Origin of the sequence: Spiribacter sp. SSL99 (assembly GCF_009805925.1) — a bacterium.
Taxonomy (GTDB): Bacteria; Pseudomonadota; Gammaproteobacteria; order Nitrococcales; family Nitrococcaceae; genus Spiribacter; species Spiribacter roseus.
In genome coordinates, this window is the sequence record NZ_MAOM01000011.1 from 193,437 (window position 1) to 208,876 (window position 15,440).

Annotated in this window: 17 protein-coding genes and 1 tRNA gene; 16 read left to right on the forward strand and 2 right to left on the reverse strand. The window is 67.1% G+C overall.

Features of this window, described 5'->3' with window-relative positions; translation table 11 throughout:
• Window positions 1-27: 27 nt before the first annotated feature.
• Window positions 28-114, reverse strand: a tRNA-Leu gene (locus tag BA899_RS02805).
• Window positions 115-139: 25 nt separating this feature from the next.
• Here BA899_RS02805 and queA point away from each other — a divergent pair.
• Genes queA through BA899_RS02835 form a run of 6 tightly spaced genes read left to right on the forward strand, consistent with a single transcriptional unit; the run spans window position 140 to window position 6,408 of the window.
• Complete coding sequence (queA, locus tag BA899_RS02810; RefSeq protein ID WP_159299655.1) at window positions 140-1,183, forward strand: tRNA preQ1(34) S-adenosylmethionine ribosyltransferase-isomerase QueA; 1,044 nt, start codon at window positions 140-142, stop codon at window positions 1,181-1,183.
• The gene (gene tgt, locus BA899_RS02815) at window positions 1,180-2,289 is read left to right on the forward strand and encodes a tRNA guanosine(34) transglycosylase Tgt (RefSeq protein ID WP_159299656.1); all 1,110 of its coding nucleotides are present in this window, start codon (window positions 1,180-1,182) and stop codon (window positions 2,287-2,289) included. The genes queA and tgt overlap by 4 nt, the downstream gene beginning before the upstream one ends.
• Before the next feature lie 29 nt (window positions 2,290-2,318).
• Complete coding sequence (gene yajC, locus BA899_RS02820) at window positions 2,319-2,702, forward strand: preprotein translocase subunit YajC (RefSeq protein WP_110883126.1); 384 nt, start codon at window positions 2,319-2,321, stop codon at window positions 2,700-2,702.
• A gap of 2 nt (window positions 2,703-2,704) precedes the next feature.
• Window positions 2,705-4,567 carry a protein translocase subunit SecD gene (secD, locus tag BA899_RS02825; RefSeq protein ID WP_186295099.1) on the forward strand — a complete coding sequence of 621 codons (1,863 nt, stop codon included), beginning with the start codon at window positions 2,705-2,707 and terminating at the stop codon, window positions 4,565-4,567.
• Between the two features lie 10 nt (window positions 4,568-4,577).
• Entirely contained in the window at window positions 4,578-5,513 is a 936-nt protein-coding gene (gene secF, locus BA899_RS02830) for a protein translocase subunit SecF (protein WP_159299657.1), read from the forward strand.
• On the forward strand, window positions 5,491-6,408 hold the full coding sequence (locus tag BA899_RS02835) for a UDP-2,3-diacylglucosamine diphosphatase (protein WP_367951693.1): 918 nt from the start codon (window positions 5,491-5,493) through the stop codon (window positions 6,406-6,408). The genes secF and BA899_RS02835 overlap by 23 nt, the downstream gene beginning before the upstream one ends.
• Window positions 6,409-6,415: 7 nt before the next feature.
• Here the strand turns inward: BA899_RS02835 and BA899_RS02840 are convergent, their stop codons facing one another.
• Window positions 6,416-7,213, reverse strand: a complete 798-nt coding sequence (locus BA899_RS02840) for an inositol monophosphatase family protein (RefSeq protein WP_144347705.1) — start codon at window positions 7,211-7,213, stop codon at window positions 6,416-6,418.
• A gap of 93 nt (window positions 7,214-7,306) precedes the next feature.
• On the opposite strand from BA899_RS02840, the gene BA899_RS02845 reads away from it, so the two are divergent.
• The 10 genes from BA899_RS02845 (at window position 7,307) to hisS (ending at window position 15,427) form a co-directional block, all read left to right on the forward strand.
• Window positions 7,307-8,029, forward strand: a complete 723-nt coding sequence (locus BA899_RS02845) for an RNA methyltransferase (RefSeq protein WP_198515237.1) — start codon at window positions 7,307-7,309, stop codon at window positions 8,027-8,029.
• A gap of 45 nt (window positions 8,030-8,074) precedes the next feature.
• Window positions 8,075-8,857, forward strand: coding sequence for a serine O-acetyltransferase (gene cysE, locus BA899_RS02850; RefSeq protein WP_110883246.1), 783 nt, complete (start codon window positions 8,075-8,077; stop codon window positions 8,855-8,857).
• Window positions 8,854-10,074: a cysteine desulfurase family protein gene (locus BA899_RS02855; protein WP_159299658.1), complete on the forward strand. Its 1,221-nt coding sequence runs from the start codon at window positions 8,854-8,856 to the stop codon at window positions 10,072-10,074. Before cysE ends, BA899_RS02855 begins: the two co-directional genes overlap by 4 nt.
• A 4-nt stretch (window positions 10,075-10,078) precedes the next feature.
• A complete protein-coding gene (locus BA899_RS02860) occupies window positions 10,079-10,456 on the forward strand; it encodes a hypothetical protein (protein ID WP_159299659.1) in 378 nt (125 codons plus the stop codon).
• A complete protein-coding gene (locus tag BA899_RS02865; protein WP_110883120.1) occupies window positions 10,446-10,772 on the forward strand; it encodes an iron-sulfur cluster assembly accessory protein in 327 nt (108 codons plus the stop codon). The genes BA899_RS02860 and BA899_RS02865 overlap by 11 nt, the downstream gene beginning before the upstream one ends.
• Window positions 10,773-10,841: 69 nt before the next feature.
• The gene (gene ndk / locus BA899_RS02870; protein ID WP_144347700.1) at window positions 10,842-11,270 is read left to right on the forward strand and encodes a nucleoside-diphosphate kinase; all 429 of its coding nucleotides are present in this window, start codon (window positions 10,842-10,844) and stop codon (window positions 11,268-11,270) included.
• Window positions 11,248-12,375: a 23S rRNA (adenine(2503)-C(2))-methyltransferase RlmN gene (gene rlmN, locus BA899_RS02875; RefSeq protein WP_110883118.1), complete on the forward strand. Its 1,128-nt coding sequence runs from the start codon at window positions 11,248-11,250 to the stop codon at window positions 12,373-12,375. The genes ndk and rlmN overlap by 23 nt, the downstream gene beginning before the upstream one ends.
• 11 nt (window positions 12,376-12,386) lie before the next feature.
• A complete protein-coding gene (gene pilW / locus BA899_RS02880) occupies window positions 12,387-13,124 on the forward strand; it encodes a type IV pilus biogenesis/stability protein PilW (protein WP_159299660.1) in 738 nt (245 codons plus the stop codon).
• 7 nt (window positions 13,125-13,131) lie between these two features.
• The gene (locus tag BA899_RS02885; RefSeq protein WP_159299661.1) at window positions 13,132-14,160 is read left to right on the forward strand and encodes a RodZ domain-containing protein; all 1,029 of its coding nucleotides are present in this window, start codon (window positions 13,132-13,134) and stop codon (window positions 14,158-14,160) included.
• A complete protein-coding gene (gene hisS / locus BA899_RS02890; protein ID WP_200833032.1) occupies window positions 14,153-15,427 on the forward strand; it encodes a histidine--tRNA ligase in 1,275 nt (424 codons plus the stop codon). The genes BA899_RS02885 and hisS overlap by 8 nt, the downstream gene beginning before the upstream one ends.
• The last annotated feature ends 13 nt before the right edge of the window (window positions 15,428-15,440 follow it).

Genomic DNA, 15,440 nt, shown 5'->3' on the forward strand with positions numbered 1-15,440 from the left:
GACAACGAATACCCGCCATCAGCTTTCTGGTGCCGGGGGCGGGGCTCGAACCCGCACTCTCTTGCGAGAACCGGATTTTGAGTCCGGCGCGTCTACCAGTTCCGCCACCCCGGCATAACGACAAGTATAACAGCACTGCATGCAAGTCAGCGATTTCAATTACGAGCTACCGACGCATCTGATCGCCTCGGAACCGCTTCCCAACCGCACCGACAGCCGCCTGTTGGTCCTCGATCCCGCCACCGGTGGGGTCACCGATCGGCAGTTCCCGGCGATCCGTGACTATCTGCAGCCGGGGGATCTGCTGGTGGTCAATGACACCCGCGTGCTGCCGGCGCGGCTCTATGGGCATAAGGCCTCGGGCGGGCAGGTCGAGATCCTCCTCGAGCGGCTGACCGGCGAGGGCGAGGCGCTGGCCCAGCTGCGTGCCAATAAAACGCCGGCGATTCCTTCGACATTGACCCTTGAGGGTGATCTGTCAGTGGAGGTGATGGCGCGCGAGGGCGATTTCTTCCGCCTGCGCTTCGCCGGTGATGAGCCGCTGCCGGTGCTGCTCGAGCGCCACGGGCATATGCCGCTGCCGCCGTACATCAAGCGTGCCGACCGCCCGGATGATCGCCAGCGCTACCAGACCGTGTTTGCCGAGCGCCCCGGTGCCGTCGCCGCACCCACGGCGGGCCTGCACTTTGATGAGCCATTGCTCGAGGCGCTGCGCTCGGATGGAATCGAGACGGCCACGCTGACATTGCATGTCGGCGCCGGGACCTTTCAGCCCATCCGCACCGACAGCCTTGAAGAGCATCGCATGCATGCCGAATGGCTCTCGGTGCCCGCCAGTGTCTGCGAGGCGGTGGCGCGCACCCGCGCCCGCGGCGGGCGCGTGGTGGCGGTCGGTACCACGGTGGTGCGCGCACTCGAATCGGCGGCGCAGACCGGTGAGCTGCAGCCCTTCGAGGGCGAGACCGAGATCTTCATCTACCCGGGTTTCCCGTTTCAGGTCATCGATGGGCTGATCACCAATTTCCATCTCCCCGGCTCGACACTGGTGATGCTGGTCAGTGCGCTGGCGGGGCGCGAGTCGATCCTGGCCGCCTATCGGCATGCGGTGGAGGCGGAGTACCGGTTCTTCAGTTATGGCGATGCCATGTTGATCCTGTCCGGTGCCGGCGGGGTGCGGTCATGAGCCTGCGATTGACGCTGTCGGCGACCGACGGCTGGGCCCGCCGCGGGCGGCTTGAGTTTGCTCGGGGCACCATCGACACGCCCGCCTTCATGCCCGTGGGCACCTATGGGACGGTCAAGGGGATGACGCCCGAGGAGGTGGCCGGCACCGGCGCTCAGATCCTGCTGGGCAACACCTTCCATCTGATGCTGCGGCCCGGCACTTCGATCATCGCCGAGCACGGTGATCTGCACGATTTCATGCACTGGCCGTCTCCTATTCTCACCGATTCGGGCGGCTTCCAGGTGTTCAGTCTTGCCGAAGGCCGGCGGCTGACCGAGGCCGGTGTCGAATTCCGCTCGCCAGTGGACGGATCCCGCGTATTCCTTGATGCCGAGCGGTCCATGGCCGTCCAGCGGGCCCTTGGCAGCGACATCGTCATGATCTTTGATGAGTGTACGGCCTGGCCGGCGGAATGGTCCGAGGCGAAGCGCTCCATGGAGCGCTCCCTGCGCTGGGCCGAGCGTAGCCGTGAGGCCCATGGCGACAGTGAGGCCGCGCTGTTCGGGATCGTCCAGGGCGGGATGTACGATGACCTGCGAGCCGCCTCGCTGGCAGGGCTTGAGTCCATCGGCTTTGATGGCATGGCCGTGGGCGGTCTATCGGTGGGGGAGCCGCCGGCTGAGCGTCTGCGGGTGCTCGATGCGCTGGCCCCGCAGCTGCCCACGGACAAGCCCCGTTATCTGATGGGTGTCGGTCGGCCGGAGGATCTGGTGGACTGTGTGGCGCGCGGCATCGACATGTTCGACTGCGTGCTGCCCACCCGCAATGCGCGCAACGGGTATCTGTTCACCGATACCGGGACCCTGCGACTGCGCAACGCTCGGTTCGCCCATGACATCCGGCCGATCGAGGCGGACTGTGACTGCTATACCTGCCGGCATTACAGTCGCGCCTATCTGCGCCATCTCGACCGCTGTGGTGAGATGCTCGGTGGCCGACTCAACACCATTCACAACCTGCGCTACTTCCAGCGCCTGATGCAGGCCATCCGTGAGGCCATCGAGGCGCAGGCTTTCAACGAATTCGCCCGGGCATTCCATGCCCGACGAGCGGATATGACATAATCCCGACCTTTCATTCGAGGGAGACTTCCATGGATTTCTTTATCAACGATGCCCTGGCCCAGTCCGGTGGCCAGCCCGGTGCCGGTCTGACCGGTCTGATCTTTCCCATTGCACTGATCGTGATCTTCTACTTTCTGCTCATCCGCCCGCAGCAGAAGCGCGCCAAAGAGCACAAGAAGCTCGTCCAGAACCTGTCCAAGGGCGATGAAGTCCTGACCAATGGCGGGCTCGTTGGTCGCATCAGCGACGTCGGTGATACCTATGCCAACGTGAGCCTCGCCGAAGGCGTCGAGGTGCGGCTGCAGAAAAGCGCGGTGGCCCAGGTGCTGCCCAAGGGTGCCATGAAGGCGGGCCTCGATAAGGCCGACGCGGGTGGCAAGGACGACACCGGCAAGGGCGACGCGTCGAAGTAGGCATGATGAATCGCTATCCGCTCTGGAAGTATGTGCTGGTGGTGGCCGTTATTGCGGCCGGCTGCCTCTACGCCTTGCCCAATCTCTTCGGCCAGGACCCGGCCCTGCAGATCAGCAGCGCGTCGGGGGGTGCCCCGACGGCAGACGTACGGGAGCGGATCAGCGAACAGCTGAGCGCGGATGGTATCCGGGTACAGGGGCAGGAGCTGACCGACGATCACCTGCTGCTGCGCCTCGGCAGCGCCGAGGCACAGGTGCGGGCGGCGGACGAGCTGGCACTCGCGCTGGGCGGTGACTACACCGTTGCCCTCAACCTGGCGCCGGCCACCCCCGACTGGCTTCAGGGCGTGGGCGGTCAGCCCATGTATCTGGGCCTTGATCTGCGCGGCGGCGTCCACTTTCTTATGGACGTCGACGTTGAAGCGGTGCTCGATCAGACCATGACCGGCTACCGCGACGAGTTTCGCCGTCAGCTGCGCGAAGCCGACATCCGCTACCGGGATGCCAGTGTTGAAGGCACCACGGTACGACTCGCCTTTGCCGACGAACAGGCCCGCGATGCGGCGCGCTCGACGCTGAGCCCCGACTATCTCGATCTCGGCTTTGATGCCGGGTCGAGCGACGACGACCGGCCGCTGCTGACCGCGACGCTGAGCGAGGAAAAGCAGCGTGAGGTGCGCAATGCGGCGGTCGAGCAGAACATGACCACGCTGCGCAATCGGGTCAACGAGCTGGGCGTGGCCGAGCCGGTGATCCAGCGCCAGGGCCTGAGCCGCATCGTCGTGCAGCTGCCCGGCGTTCAGGACACGGCCCGGGCCAAGGAGATCATCGGTGCCACCGCCACCCTCGAGTTTCGGATGGTGGACTCGGCGAACTTCCCCTACCGCGGTGATGAGGATGATCCGGTCCCGCCCGGCAGTGAGCGCTATCCCGAGCGTGGCGGCGGCTATGTCCTGCTCGAGCGCGAGGTCATCATCACCGGCGAGGCGATCACCGACGCCTCCTCCGGTATCGACACCCAGAACGGGCAGCCTCAGGTCAACATCCGCCTGAGCGGCAGCGGCGGCAGCGTCATGAACCGGACAACCGCCGACCGGGTCGGCGATCACATGGCGGTGCTGTTCAAGGAGACCCAGATCGAACCGCGTCGTGTCGACGGCGAAGTGGTGCGCCGGCAGGTCGAAACCGAAGAGGTCATCAACATCGCGCGCATCCAGGAGCAGCTCGGCAGCCGCTTCCGCATTTCCGGGCTGGAGAGCTCGCGCGAGGCGCGCAATCTGGCCCTGCTGCTGCGCGCCGGCTCGCTGGCCGCGCCCATGCAGATCGTCGAGGAGCGGACCATCGGGCCCAGCCTTGGGCAGGAGAACATCAATCAGGGCCTCGCTGCGGTTGTGGCCGGTTTTCTGCTCGTGGTGGTCTTCATGGCCGTCTACTACAAGGTGTTCGGCATCATCGCCAACGCCGCGCTGCTGGCCAACCTGATCCTCATCGTGGCGGTGCTATCGCTGCTGCAGGCGACGCTCACCCTGCCTGGCATCGCCGGGATCGTGCTGACCGTGGGCATGGCGGTGGACGCCAACGTGCTCATCTACGAACGCATCCGCGAGGAACTGCGTGGCGGCAGCAGCACCCAGCAGGCCATTGAGGCCGGTTATGGCAAGGCCTTTTCGACCATTGCCGACGCCAACGTGACGACCCTGATCGCGGCGGTGGTGCTGTTCGCATTCGGCAGTGGACCGGTGAAAGGGTTCGCGGTGACCCTGTCGATCGGCATCGTCAGCTCGATGTTCACGGCGATCCTCGGCACGCGCGCGGTCGTCAATCTGATTTACGGCGGGCGTCGCGGCGCCCGCCTGGCTATCTGAGGAGACGCTTGTGGATTTTTTCAAGCGCGAGCCCGACATTGCGTTCATGGCCTATCGCCGTCCGCTGGCGCTTTTGACGGCAGTGCTGATCGTGGCCGCCATCGGCTTTCTGGGCGTGCGCGGCCTCAATCTGGGGCTCGACTTCACCGGCGGCACGCTGGTGGAAGTGGGTTATCCCGAGGCCGTGGAGCTCACCGAGGTGCGCGAGGTGCTGGCCGAGGACGGCTATGATGACGCCGTGGTCCAGACCTTCGGCACCGCCCGTGACATCCTCATCCGGCTGGCACCGGATGCGGGGCAGGGGGATGCGCTGAGCAATGCGGTCCTCGAGACCCTGCGCACCGACAATCCGGCGGCCGAGCTGCGGCGGGTCGAGTTCGTCGGCCCGCAGGTGGGCGACGAACTGGCCGAAAAGGGCGGACTGGCCCTGCTCTACGCCCTGGGCGGGATCCTGCTGTATGTGGCGTTCCGCTTCGAATACCGCTTCGCCATCGGGGCGGTGGCCGCCGTGGTGCATGACGTGGTGGTTACCCTGGGCATCTTCGCCGCCATTGGCATGACCTTTGACCTGACCGTGCTGGCGGCGCTGCTGGCGGTGATCGGCTACTCCCTCAACGACACCATCGTGGTGTTCGACCGCATCCGCGAGAACTTCCTGCGGATCCGCAAGGGCACGGCCGAGTCCATCGCCAACCGCTCCATCAATCAGATGCTGCCGCGCACCCTGGTGACCAGTCTGACCACGCTGCTGGTGCTGTTCGCGCTGGCGCTGTTCGGCGGCGAGCTGATCCGCGGCTTTGCCGTCACGCTGATCGTCGGCGTGCTGGTGGGAACCTATTCATCCATTTATGTCGCGAGTGCGGCGGCGCTGGCGCTGGGCGTCAGTAAAGAGGATCTGGTCCCGCCGCCGAAGGAAGGCGAGGATGCCGATGACGAGCAGCCCTGAGCCCGAACCGCAGCAACGTCACGAGACGGTCACAAACCCCGGCTACGATGCGCCTCAGATGGGCAACGGGGACACGATCATGCCGGACGTCGAAATGCTCAGGCCGCTGCGCTACCGGAGTGTTTTCATCTCCGACACGCATCTCGGATTCAGCGGGGCGCAGGCCGAATTCCTGCTGGATTTTCTCCAGTCCATCGAATGCGACACCCTCTACCTGGTCGGCGATATCCTCGATATCTGGGAAATGCGCCGGCGACGCTTCAACTGGCCGGACAGCCACAACGCGGTCGTCCAGACCATCCTCGAGCGCGCCCGCCAGGGGACCCGCGTGGTCTACATCCCCGGTAACCATGACGAGATGATGCGCGATTATGCCGGGATGTCCATCGAGGGCATCAGCATCAAACTGCGCGACACCCATGAGTGTGCGGACGGCCGGCGCCTTCTCGTGCTCCATGGCGATGAATTCGACACGGTGGTGCAGTACAGCCGCCTGGTCGCGGTACTCGGCAGCCGGATGTACGCCTGGCTGATTCGGGCGAATCACTGGGTCAACCGCGTCCGCCAGGCGCTCAACCGGCCCTACTGGTCGCTGGCCGCGCATCTCAAGCAGCGCACCAAGAATGTCATGCGCTACATCGCCAGCTACGAGGAGGCGCTCCTGCACGAGGCGCGCGAGGCGGGGGTTGACGGTCTGGTCTGCGGGCACATCCACCACGCCGAGATTCTCGACCAGCAGGGGGTGCTGTACTGCAATGACGGCGACTGGGTGGAGAGCTGCACCGCGCTGGTGGAATCCCACGCCGGCGAGCTGTCACTGCTGCGCTGGAGTGAAGTGCGCGAAACCCTCAAGTCCACCGGTCAGGCACCGGCCCGGCAGCAGCACGTGGCCTGATCCGCGATCAGGCGCGGATCCCTTCGATGCGGTGCGGGGCGATGGTGCGCACCAGGTCGGCGAACAGCTTGGGGCTGCCGGCGATGATGTTGCCGGTGTCCAGATAGCCGTCGCCACCGGCAAAGTCGCCGACGATGCCGCCCGCCTCCCGGATCATCAGTGCCCCGGCCGCCATGTCCCAGGGTTTGAGCCCGATCTCCCAGAACCCGTCAAGCCGCCCGCAGGCCACATAGGCCAGGTCCAGCGCGGCCGAGCCGCCGCGGCGCAGATCGCCGGCGCGGCGGAAGACGTCGCCAAACATCCCCAGATAGGCATCGTGGTAGGCGTGCAGGCGTAGCGGGAAGCCCGTCCCCAGCAAGGCGTTGTCGATGGAGGGGCGTGGCTGGATTCGCATCCGCCGCCCCTCAAAGGTACAGCCGCCGCCGCGCTTCGCCGTCCACAGCTCTTGGCGGACCGGGTCGTAGATCACACCGGCTTCCAGAGCGCCGCGGTGTTTCAGGGCGATGGAGACGGCAAAATGCGGAACGCCGCGCAGGTAGTTGAGGGTGCCATCGAGGGGGTCCACCACCCAGCAATAGTCGGCGTCCTCGGCCCCGCCGCGCTCTTCCCCCACAACGGCATGATCGGGATACGCCTGCTTGAGGCTGGCACGGATCTCGTCCTCGGCCATGCGATCGACGTCGCTGACGAAATCGTTTTCGCCCTTGGCCTCGACATTGATGCGGTCAAGCCGGTTGATATGGTGGACAATGATGTTGCCGGCGCTGCGTGCGGCGCGCACCGCAACGTTGATCATCGGTTGCATGAATCGGTCCTGAAATCGGGCTGGTGACGACGTGCGACGCCGTGAAACGCTGCGTAATCGACAATGATAACAGCAAACCGGGGAGTCCGTGTCTTGAACAATCCGAATACCCCAGACTGCCGCTTCGTGCTGGTGGGGACCTCGCATTCCGGCAACCTTGGCGCCACGGCGCGGGCGATGCTGACCATGGCGCTGGACCGGCTGGTGCTGGTGGATGCGCAGTGCGCGGTCGACGAGCAGGCCATCGCGATGGCCGCCCACGCGGCACCGGTGCTCACGGGGGCGGATCAGCACGCGACCCTCGCCCCGGCGGTGGCCGATACCGGGCTGTGTCTGGGGCTGACGGCACGGCCGCGGCGCGATGGAGTCCCGGCCCTCACACCGCGGGAGGCGGCCGCCACCATCGCCGCCGAACCCGGACCGGTGGCGGTGCTGTTCGGGCGCGAGCGCACCGGGCTGACCAACGAAGAGCTCGCCTGCTGCCATCGGCTGGTTCATATCCCCGCCAACCCCGACTACCCGGCGCTCAATCTGGCCGCGGCGGTGCAGTTGATGGCGTACGAGATCTTTGTCGCCCGCGACGCGGTTGCCGGTGGATCGGTGCCCAGTCCCGAGCCGGCGACGCCGTACGCCACCGGCGCCCATCTGGAGGGCCTGCACGGCCAGCTCGAGGCCCTTGCCGATGCCACGGGTTATACCCGCCGCGGCCCGCGCGCCGTCATGCTTCGGCGGCTGCGCCATTTCATCAACCGCGCGCGGCCGAGCGTCGACGAAGTGGATCTGCTCCGGGGCCTGCTCAAGCGGCTGCGGCCATGACAATCCGGCTGGCTGGCGGTGACGCCACCCGAGTATACTGACGCCATGTTTAAACGGCTTCGTGAAGACATCAACTGCGTCTTCGACCGCGACCCCGCGGCCCGCAATCACTTCGAGGTCCTGATCAGCTATCCGGGTGTCCATGCCCTGATCCTGCATCGGATGAACCACTGGCTGTGGCGACACCGCCTGGGCGGCGTGGCGCGTTTTCTGGCGCTGATCGCGCGGCTTCTGACCGGGATTGAGATCCACCCCGGGGCGCGGATCGGGCGGCGCTTTTTCATCGACCACGGCCTGGGCGTCGTGATCGGCGAAACGGCCGAGGTGGGCGATGACTGCACGCTCTATCAGGGGGTGACCCTGGGCGGGACTTCGTGGCGGGCCGGCAAGCGTCATCCGACCCTGGGTAACGACGTGGTGGTGGGCGCGGGCGCCAAGGTGCTCGGGCCGCTGGATGTCGGCGAGGGCGCGCGGATCGGCTCCAACGCGGTGGTGGTCAAGGACGTGCCGGCGCAGGCGACGATGGTTGGCATCCCCGCGCGGGTCGCGCGGATCGGTAGCGAGGCACCGCCACGCTCCGAGGCGGAGCAGCGGCGTGAGGAGACCGCCCGCCGGATCGGGTTTGATGCCTACGGCGCCACCCAGGACATGCCCGATCCGGTCGCCAATGCGATCAATGCCATCCTTGATCATGTCCATCACACTGACGAGCGTCTGCAGGAGATGTGCCATGCGCTGCGGGCGCTGGGTGGCGAGGTCAACGACAGCGACATCCCCGATATCGAAGACTGTGGCATGCAGGATCGCTCGAAAAACGAGGGCTCATGACCCACGCGTATCTGGACTACGCGGCCACCACGCCGCTTGACCCGCGGGTGGCGGCCGGAATGGCGGCGCTCGAGGGGCCCGACGGGATCTTTGCCAACCCCGCGAGCCTTCATCCCCACGGCCGCCGGGCGGCGGCGGTGGTCGAGTCCGCGCAGGAAAAGGTGCTGGAAACCCTCGGCGACCGCGACTTTCAGGTCATCTGGACCAGTGGGGCGACGGAGGCGGACAATCTGGCGATCCTCGGCCTGGCGCGGGCGGTTGCCCAGCGCGGTGGCGGACGGCGCCGGATCCTGGTCACCGCCACTGAGCATTCCGCCGTTCTCGCCGCCGCCGACGCAGCCGCCCGCGAGGCGGGAATGCAGGTCGAGCGGCTGCCCGTGGCGGCGGACGGCCAATTGACACCGGCCACCCTCGAAGCGGCACTTGCTCCCGACGTGGCGCTGGTCTCGCTGGCACCGGTCAATAATGAAACCGGCGTCATTCAGCCCATCGAACGCCTGGCCCCGCTGGTCAGTGCGGTGGGGGCACGGCTGCATCTGGATGCGGCCCAGGCGGTGGGTCGGGTGCCTGAGCCGGGTCCCTACCGGCATGCCGATCTGGTCTCGCTGTCGGCCCACAAGTGCTGCGGGCCCAAGGGCATCGGGGCACTCTGCGTGCGCCCCGACGTGCGCCTGGCGCCCCTGATGCACGGTGGTGGCCAGCAGTCGGGGCGGCGCTCGGGGACGCTACCGGTGGGTCTGATCGCGGGCATGGGCGATGCCCTGGGTTACCGCGACGATGCCGCCGAGCAGGCGCGTCAGCGCGCACTGCGCGGGCGCCTCGTCGATGCCCTGCAGGCCGCGGGCGGCGTCGTGATCAACGGTCGGGGCGACGGGGCGCCGGCGATTCTCAACGTCTCGTTTCCGGGGGTGCATGGCGGCGCGCTGCGGGACGCCCTCGGTGACCTGGCGGTGGGGTTCGGCTCGGCGTGCAGCGGGCGCGATGGTCCCTCGCATGTACTGCGCGCCATGGGGCGACCGGACGCGCTGGCCCATGCCTCGGTGCGCATCAGCATCGGCCGGTTCACCGAAATGGCCGACATCGACGCGGCGGGCGCCCAGGTGGTGGCCGCTGTGGCGGCGCTGCGCGGGATATCGCCCCTCTGGCGCGAGATCGAGGAAGGCCGTCGGACGGTGGATTCTGCCTACGGCGTCACAACCGCGCTGGAAATGGCTTGAATCCATGCCGGCGGATCGGGGATCGTGGGATCGTCGGCATCTGGGTGCACCGGCTGAGCGCCGCGGCTGGCAGCACGGCAGCGCGGGCCGGATCGACGAGGGCTGCCGGGTGGACTGCTGGCTCTGTGGTGATGCGACGGTCATCCGTGGGGCCCGGTTCGAGGTGTTCGGCGAGGTCGAGATCATTCGCGCGGCGGGCTGGCTCGCCGCCTGGCTCGAGGGCCGGACACCGGCGGTGGCGCGGACGGTGACCGGGCGCTGGCTGGCGGAGGCCGCCGGCCTGCCGGATGAAGCGCGCACCGGGGCGCTGTGTATTGAAGACGCCATGCGGTCGGCATTGACCGGGTGGCCGCAGGAAAATGGAGCGAGCGATGAGCATTGAACTGACCGAACGGGCGGCGGACCACATCCGCGATTCGCTGGTTCGCCACCAGAAGGGCATGGGACTGCGGCTGGGTGTGCGCACTTCGGGCTGCTCGGGTTTCATGTACACCGTGGATTACGCCGAGGCGCCGGGCGACAACGATCTGGTGGTCGAGCAGCACGGCGTTGCGGTGGTCATTGATCGGAAGAGCCTCCCGTTCCTGGAGGGCATGGAGGTCGACTTCGTGCGCGAAGGCCTCAATGAGCGGTTCAGCTTTCGCAACCCCAATGTCTCCGCTGCCTGCGGCTGTGGCGAGAGCTTTGCCGTCGAGTGATTGTCGCTGGGCGAGCCGCTGGGTAGACTGACCGGCTTGTCTTGATCAACACACACAGGAGCTCATTGCATGGCCGTTGAACGCACCCTTTCCATCGTCAAACCCGACGCCGTCGCCCAGAACAACATCGGCGAGATCTATCGCCGCTTCGAGATGGCGGGCCTGCAGATCATCGCCGCGCGCATGACCCACCTGACCCAGGCGCAGGCCGAGTCGTTCTACGCCGTGCATCGCGATCGCCCGTTCTTCACCGCGCTGGTCAATTTCATGATGTCGGGGCCGGTGATGGTCCAGGTGCTCGAGGGCCATGACGCCATCCGCAAGAACCGCGAAGTGATGGGCGCCACCAACCCGGCCGAGGCCGCTGCCGGCACGATCCGTCACGACCTGGCGGAAACGGTTGATGCGAACGCCGCCCATGGTTCGGACTCGCCCGAGACGGCTCGCGAAGAGATCGCCTTTTTCTTTGGTGAAGATGACCTCCACAGCCGCGGCTGACGGTCAGCCCCGCACCGAGTCCGGACGGCTCAACCTGCTCGGCCTGGATGCGGCCGGGCTGGACGGGTTGCTGCGTGAACTCGATGAAAAGCCATTCCGCGGCAAGCAGCTGCGGCAATGGCTGCACCAGCGCCGGGTGTTCGACTTTGACGCAATGACGGACCTGGCCAAGGGGTTTCGGCGCAAACTCGTCGACGTGGCTGAGCTGCAGGTCCCGCGCGCCATTTTCGACCGCGAGTCCGAGGACGGCACGCGCAAGTGGCTGCTGGCCCTGGAAAGCGGGCAGGCGGTGGAAACGGTCTATATCCCCGAGCGCGGGCGCGGCACGCTGTGCGTTTCATCGCAGGTGGGCTGTGCGCTTGACTGCGGGTTCTGCTCCACCGGCAAGCAGGGCTTCAACCGCAACCTGTCCGCCGCGGAAATCATCGGCCAGCTGCATTATGCCACCCAGGCCCTTGAGGACGAGGGGCGCGGGCGCCGGGTCACCAATGTGGTGATGATGGGCATGGGCGAGCCGCTCGCCAACTTCCGCAACGTCATCGCCGCCACCAACCTGATGGTCGACCCCTACGCCTGGGGGTTGTCGCGGCGCCGCGTCACGCTGTCCACCGTGGGGCTGGTGCCAGCGCTCTACCGGCTGGCGGATGTCAGCAACATCAGCCTGGCGGTCTCGCTGCATGCGCCCAACGATGCGCTGCGCGACGAGATCGTGCCGATCAACCGCAAGTATCCGCTGCGCGAGCTACTGCCCGCCTGTGAGCACTATCTGGGCAACACCCCGCATCACTGCATCTACTGGGAATACGTCATGCTCGATGGCGTCAACGACAGCGACGCCCAGGCGCGGGAGCTGGCCCGGCTGCTCCGGCATATCCCCTCCAAGATCAACCTGATCCCGTTCAACCCCTTTCCCGGTACGCGTTACGAGGCCTCGCCGCGGTCGCGTATCCAGCGTTTCTCGGAGATTCTCCAGAACGCGGGCTTCATCACCACCACCCGGCGCACCCGGGGGCAGGACATTGACGGGGCCTGCGGGCAGCTGGTGGGGCAGGTGATCAACCGCCGCAACCAGGGCAAGCGCGGATCCCCCTCGGCCAACGCCTGATGCGTAGCCTGATGTCGGTCCTGCTGCTGCTGGGGATCGTCGGGTGCACGATCCAGCAGACCGGGCCGGCCAGCGGTGAGCAGGCATCCATGGCCGCCCGCGCCAACACTGAAATCGCCAGTTATCATCTGCGCAACGGGGCGCTTGAGACCGCGCTGGCCAAGGTCAGTCAGGCCCTGGCCCAGGACGATGATCGGGTGGATGCCCATCTGGTGGCCGCCGAGATCCGCGACCGGCTGGCGGAGCCCGTCCGGGCCGAGCGCCACTATCGCCGCGCGCTGTCGCTCAGTGGCCGCAGCGGGGCGGCGCTGAATAACTACGCGGGTTTCCTGTGCCGTGCCGGGCAGACGGTCGCCGCCGTGGAGCACTGGCGCCAGGCCGCCGCGCTGCGCCGCTACGACGGTCGCGCCATGGCACTCAGCAATGCCGCGCAATGCCTCGTTCAGGCCAACGCCTCCGGCCCGGTGCCGCGCGCGGACCGCTATTGGCGCCGCGCCCTGCGGATCGAGCCGGATTATGCGCCAGCCCTGCGCGGTCTGGCCGAGTGGAGCCTGGCGCGGGGCGAGCTGAATGCCGCAGGCGCCTGGTATTCACGCTACACTGCGTCCGTCGAGGAGAATCCTGCAGGGCTCTGGCTGGGGATCAGGATTGCCGGAGCCGGTGATGAGGCGGCGCGTCAGCGGGCGCTGACGGCGAGGCTCAGGGAACGGTTTCCCGCGTCCGAGCAGGCCGCACGACTGACGGAGTAACGGGTTGATGACGCAAAACGACGAATCGGGTGAGACAACCCGAACCGAGCGGCCCCGGTCCGGTCCGGGCCGCACACTGCGCGATGAGCGCCTGCGCCAGGACAAGGACACCGCAATGGTGGCCGACGCGCTGCACCTCAATCGGCGCACCATCGAGGCCCTCGAGGCGGATGATCTCGACAGGCTGCCACCGCTGGCCTATGTGCGCGGCTATGTGCGCAGTTACTCGCAGCTGCTCGATCTGGACCCTGAGCCGCTGATCCGGCAGCTGGCGGAGGCCGGTGGCACCGGTGAGCCGCAGACGCTGAACCCGCATGTCGGCGAAGAGACGCGCAAGCGTCGGGCCCGACCGGTGAGGGGCCGTGGTACCGGGGTTGTGGGCGTCGCGCTGGGTCTGGCGGTGATTATCGGTGCCCTGGTCGCCGGCGGCTGGTGGCTGTCGCGCTCGGAACTGAGTCTGCCCTTTCTGGCCACGCTGACGGCGGAGGATGAACCGGCCGGCGAGACGCGTGTCGCGGAGGCGGACGAGTCATCCGTCACTCCAACGGAGCCGGAACCCGAGCCGGCACCGGAACCGGCACCGGAACCAGAACCGGAACCGGCACCTGAGCCGACGCCCGCGCCGACACCGGAGCCCGAGACCGAGCCCGAGCCCGGGGCGCAGCCCGCTGACCCCGATACCGCCGCCCCGACGCCCGAGCTCGACCGCGAGGCGATCGCCGATGCGGTCATCGGCGGGGCGGACAACGGCGAAGAAACCGCGGCGGGCGATGAATCCGGGGATGCCGATTCAGAGACGCTGGTGCTGCGCTTCAGTGGCGAGTCGTGGATGGAGGTGACCGATGCCGGCGGTGAGCGGCTTCTGTTCGGGATCGCCGAGTCCGGCGAAGAGCGGCTCGACGGCGAGGCGCCGTACGACATCGTCGTGGGTGATACCAGTAATGTCGAGATTGAATACGAGGGCGAGCCGGTGAATCTGGCCGACTATGCGCGGGGGAGCGTGGCCCGCCTGACCCTGGGGGACAATGGTGAGTAAGGCCATCCAGAACGTCCGTGGTTTTGGTGATGTGCTGCCGGCGGAAGGGCCGGCCTGGCAGTTTGTCGAGGCCACGTTCCGCCGCGAGCTCGAGCGCTATGGGTACGCCGGGATTCGTCTGCCCATCGTCGAGAAGACCGAGCTTTTCTCGCGCACCATCGGTGAGGTGACGGACATCGTCGAGAAAGAGATGTACACCTTCACCGACCGCAATGGCGATAGTCTGACCCTGCGGCCCGAGGGCACCGCCGGCTGCGTCCGCGCCGCGCTGCAGCGTGGGCTGCTTCACAATGCCCAGCCGCGGCTCTGGTACAGCGGGCCGATGTTCCGCCATGAGCGCCCGCAGAAAGGGCGCTATCGACAGTTCCATCAGGTGGGCGCCGAGGCGTTCGGCGTGTCGGGGCCGGACATCGATGCCGAGCTGATCCTGCTCTCGGGGCGCATCCTGCGCGCATTGGGCATCAGTGATCTTCGTCTCGAGCTCAACAGTCTGGGCTCACCCGCCGACCGTGGCCGCTACCGGGCGGCGCTGATCGAACACTTCGAGGCGCATGCCGAGGCCCTCGATGACGATGCGCGCCGGCGGCTTTACAGCAATCCGCTGCGGGTACTCGACAGTAAGAACCCGGCCATGGCCCCGGTCATTGCCGCGGCGCCGGTACTCTCTGATTACCTGGACGACGAGTCACGGGCGCATTTCGATTCCCTGTGCCGCATGCTCGATCAGGCCGGACAGCCCTATCAGATCAACCCGCGGCTGGTGCGCGGGCTCGATTACTACGGCGGGACCGTGTTCGAGTGGATCAGTGCCGATCTGGGCGCCCAGGGTACGGTGCTGGCCGGCGGACGCTACGACGTGCTGGTGGAGATGATCGGTGGCCGGCCGACGCCCGCCATCGGTTTCGCGGCCGGTCTCGAGCGGCTGGTCTCGCTGGTGGAGGCGGCCGGTACGGCGCCGCCCGCGCCGACGCCGCACGCCGCGCTGGTGGTGGGCGATCCCGAGCTGCAGGGCGACACCCTGGCGCTGGCCGAGCGCCTGCGTGACGCGCTCCCGTGGCTGCATCTGCAGATGCCGCTGGGCGGGGGTTCCATGAAAAGCCAGCTGCGCCGTGCCGATCGCAGCGGCGCAGCGGTGGCGCTGATCCGCGGCGCCGAGGAGGCGGCCGCCGACACCCTCACCGTGAAGTATCTGCGCGATGACCTCGACCAGATCACGGTGGCCATCGGGCAGCTCCCGGAGATACTCTCCGCGCTGCAGACTCAGTGAAAGGACATTAAAA

Bases quoted from the DNA above. Each gene is read 5' to 3' on its own strand.
- rlmN (WP_110883118.1), top strand. From the start codon at position 11,248: ATGACCTCCACAGCCGCGGCTGACGGTCAGCCCCGCACCGAGTCCGGA.
- cysE (WP_110883246.1), top strand. From the start codon at position 8,075: ATGTTTAAACGGCTTCGTGAAGACATCAACTGCGTCTTCGACCGCGAC.
- ndk (WP_144347700.1), top strand. From the start codon at position 10,842: ATGGCCGTTGAACGCACCCTTTCCATCGTCAAACCCGACGCCGTCGCC.
- BA899_RS02860 (WP_159299659.1), top strand. From the start codon at position 10,079: ATGCCGGCGGATCGGGGATCGTGGGATCGTCGGCATCTGGGTGCACCG.
- tgt (WP_159299656.1), top strand. From the start codon at position 1,180: ATGAGCCTGCGATTGACGCTGTCGGCGACCGACGGCTGGGCCCGCCGC.
- BA899_RS02840 (WP_144347705.1), bottom strand. From the start codon at position 7,213: ATGCAACCGATGATCAACGTTGCGGTGCGCGCCGCACGCAGCGCCGGC.
- secD (WP_186295099.1), top strand. From the start codon at position 2,705: ATGATGAATCGCTATCCGCTCTGGAAGTATGTGCTGGTGGTGGCCGTT.
- BA899_RS02855 (WP_159299658.1), top strand. From the start codon at position 8,854: ATGACCCACGCGTATCTGGACTACGCGGCCACCACGCCGCTTGACCCG.
- BA899_RS02865 (WP_110883120.1), top strand. From the start codon at position 10,446: ATGAGCATTGAACTGACCGAACGGGCGGCGGACCACATCCGCGATTCG.
- pilW (WP_159299660.1), top strand. From the start codon at position 12,387: ATGTCGGTCCTGCTGCTGCTGGGGATCGTCGGGTGCACGATCCAGCAG.
- BA899_RS02835 (WP_367951693.1), top strand. From the start codon at position 5,491: ATGCCGATGACGAGCAGCCCTGAGCCCGAACCGCAGCAACGTCACGAG.
- queA (WP_159299655.1), top strand. From the start codon at position 140: ATGCAAGTCAGCGATTTCAATTACGAGCTACCGACGCATCTGATCGCC.
- BA899_RS02885 (WP_159299661.1), top strand. From the start codon at position 13,132: ATGACGCAAAACGACGAATCGGGTGAGACAACCCGAACCGAGCGGCCC.
- yajC (WP_110883126.1), top strand. From the start codon at position 2,319: ATGGATTTCTTTATCAACGATGCCCTGGCCCAGTCCGGTGGCCAGCCC.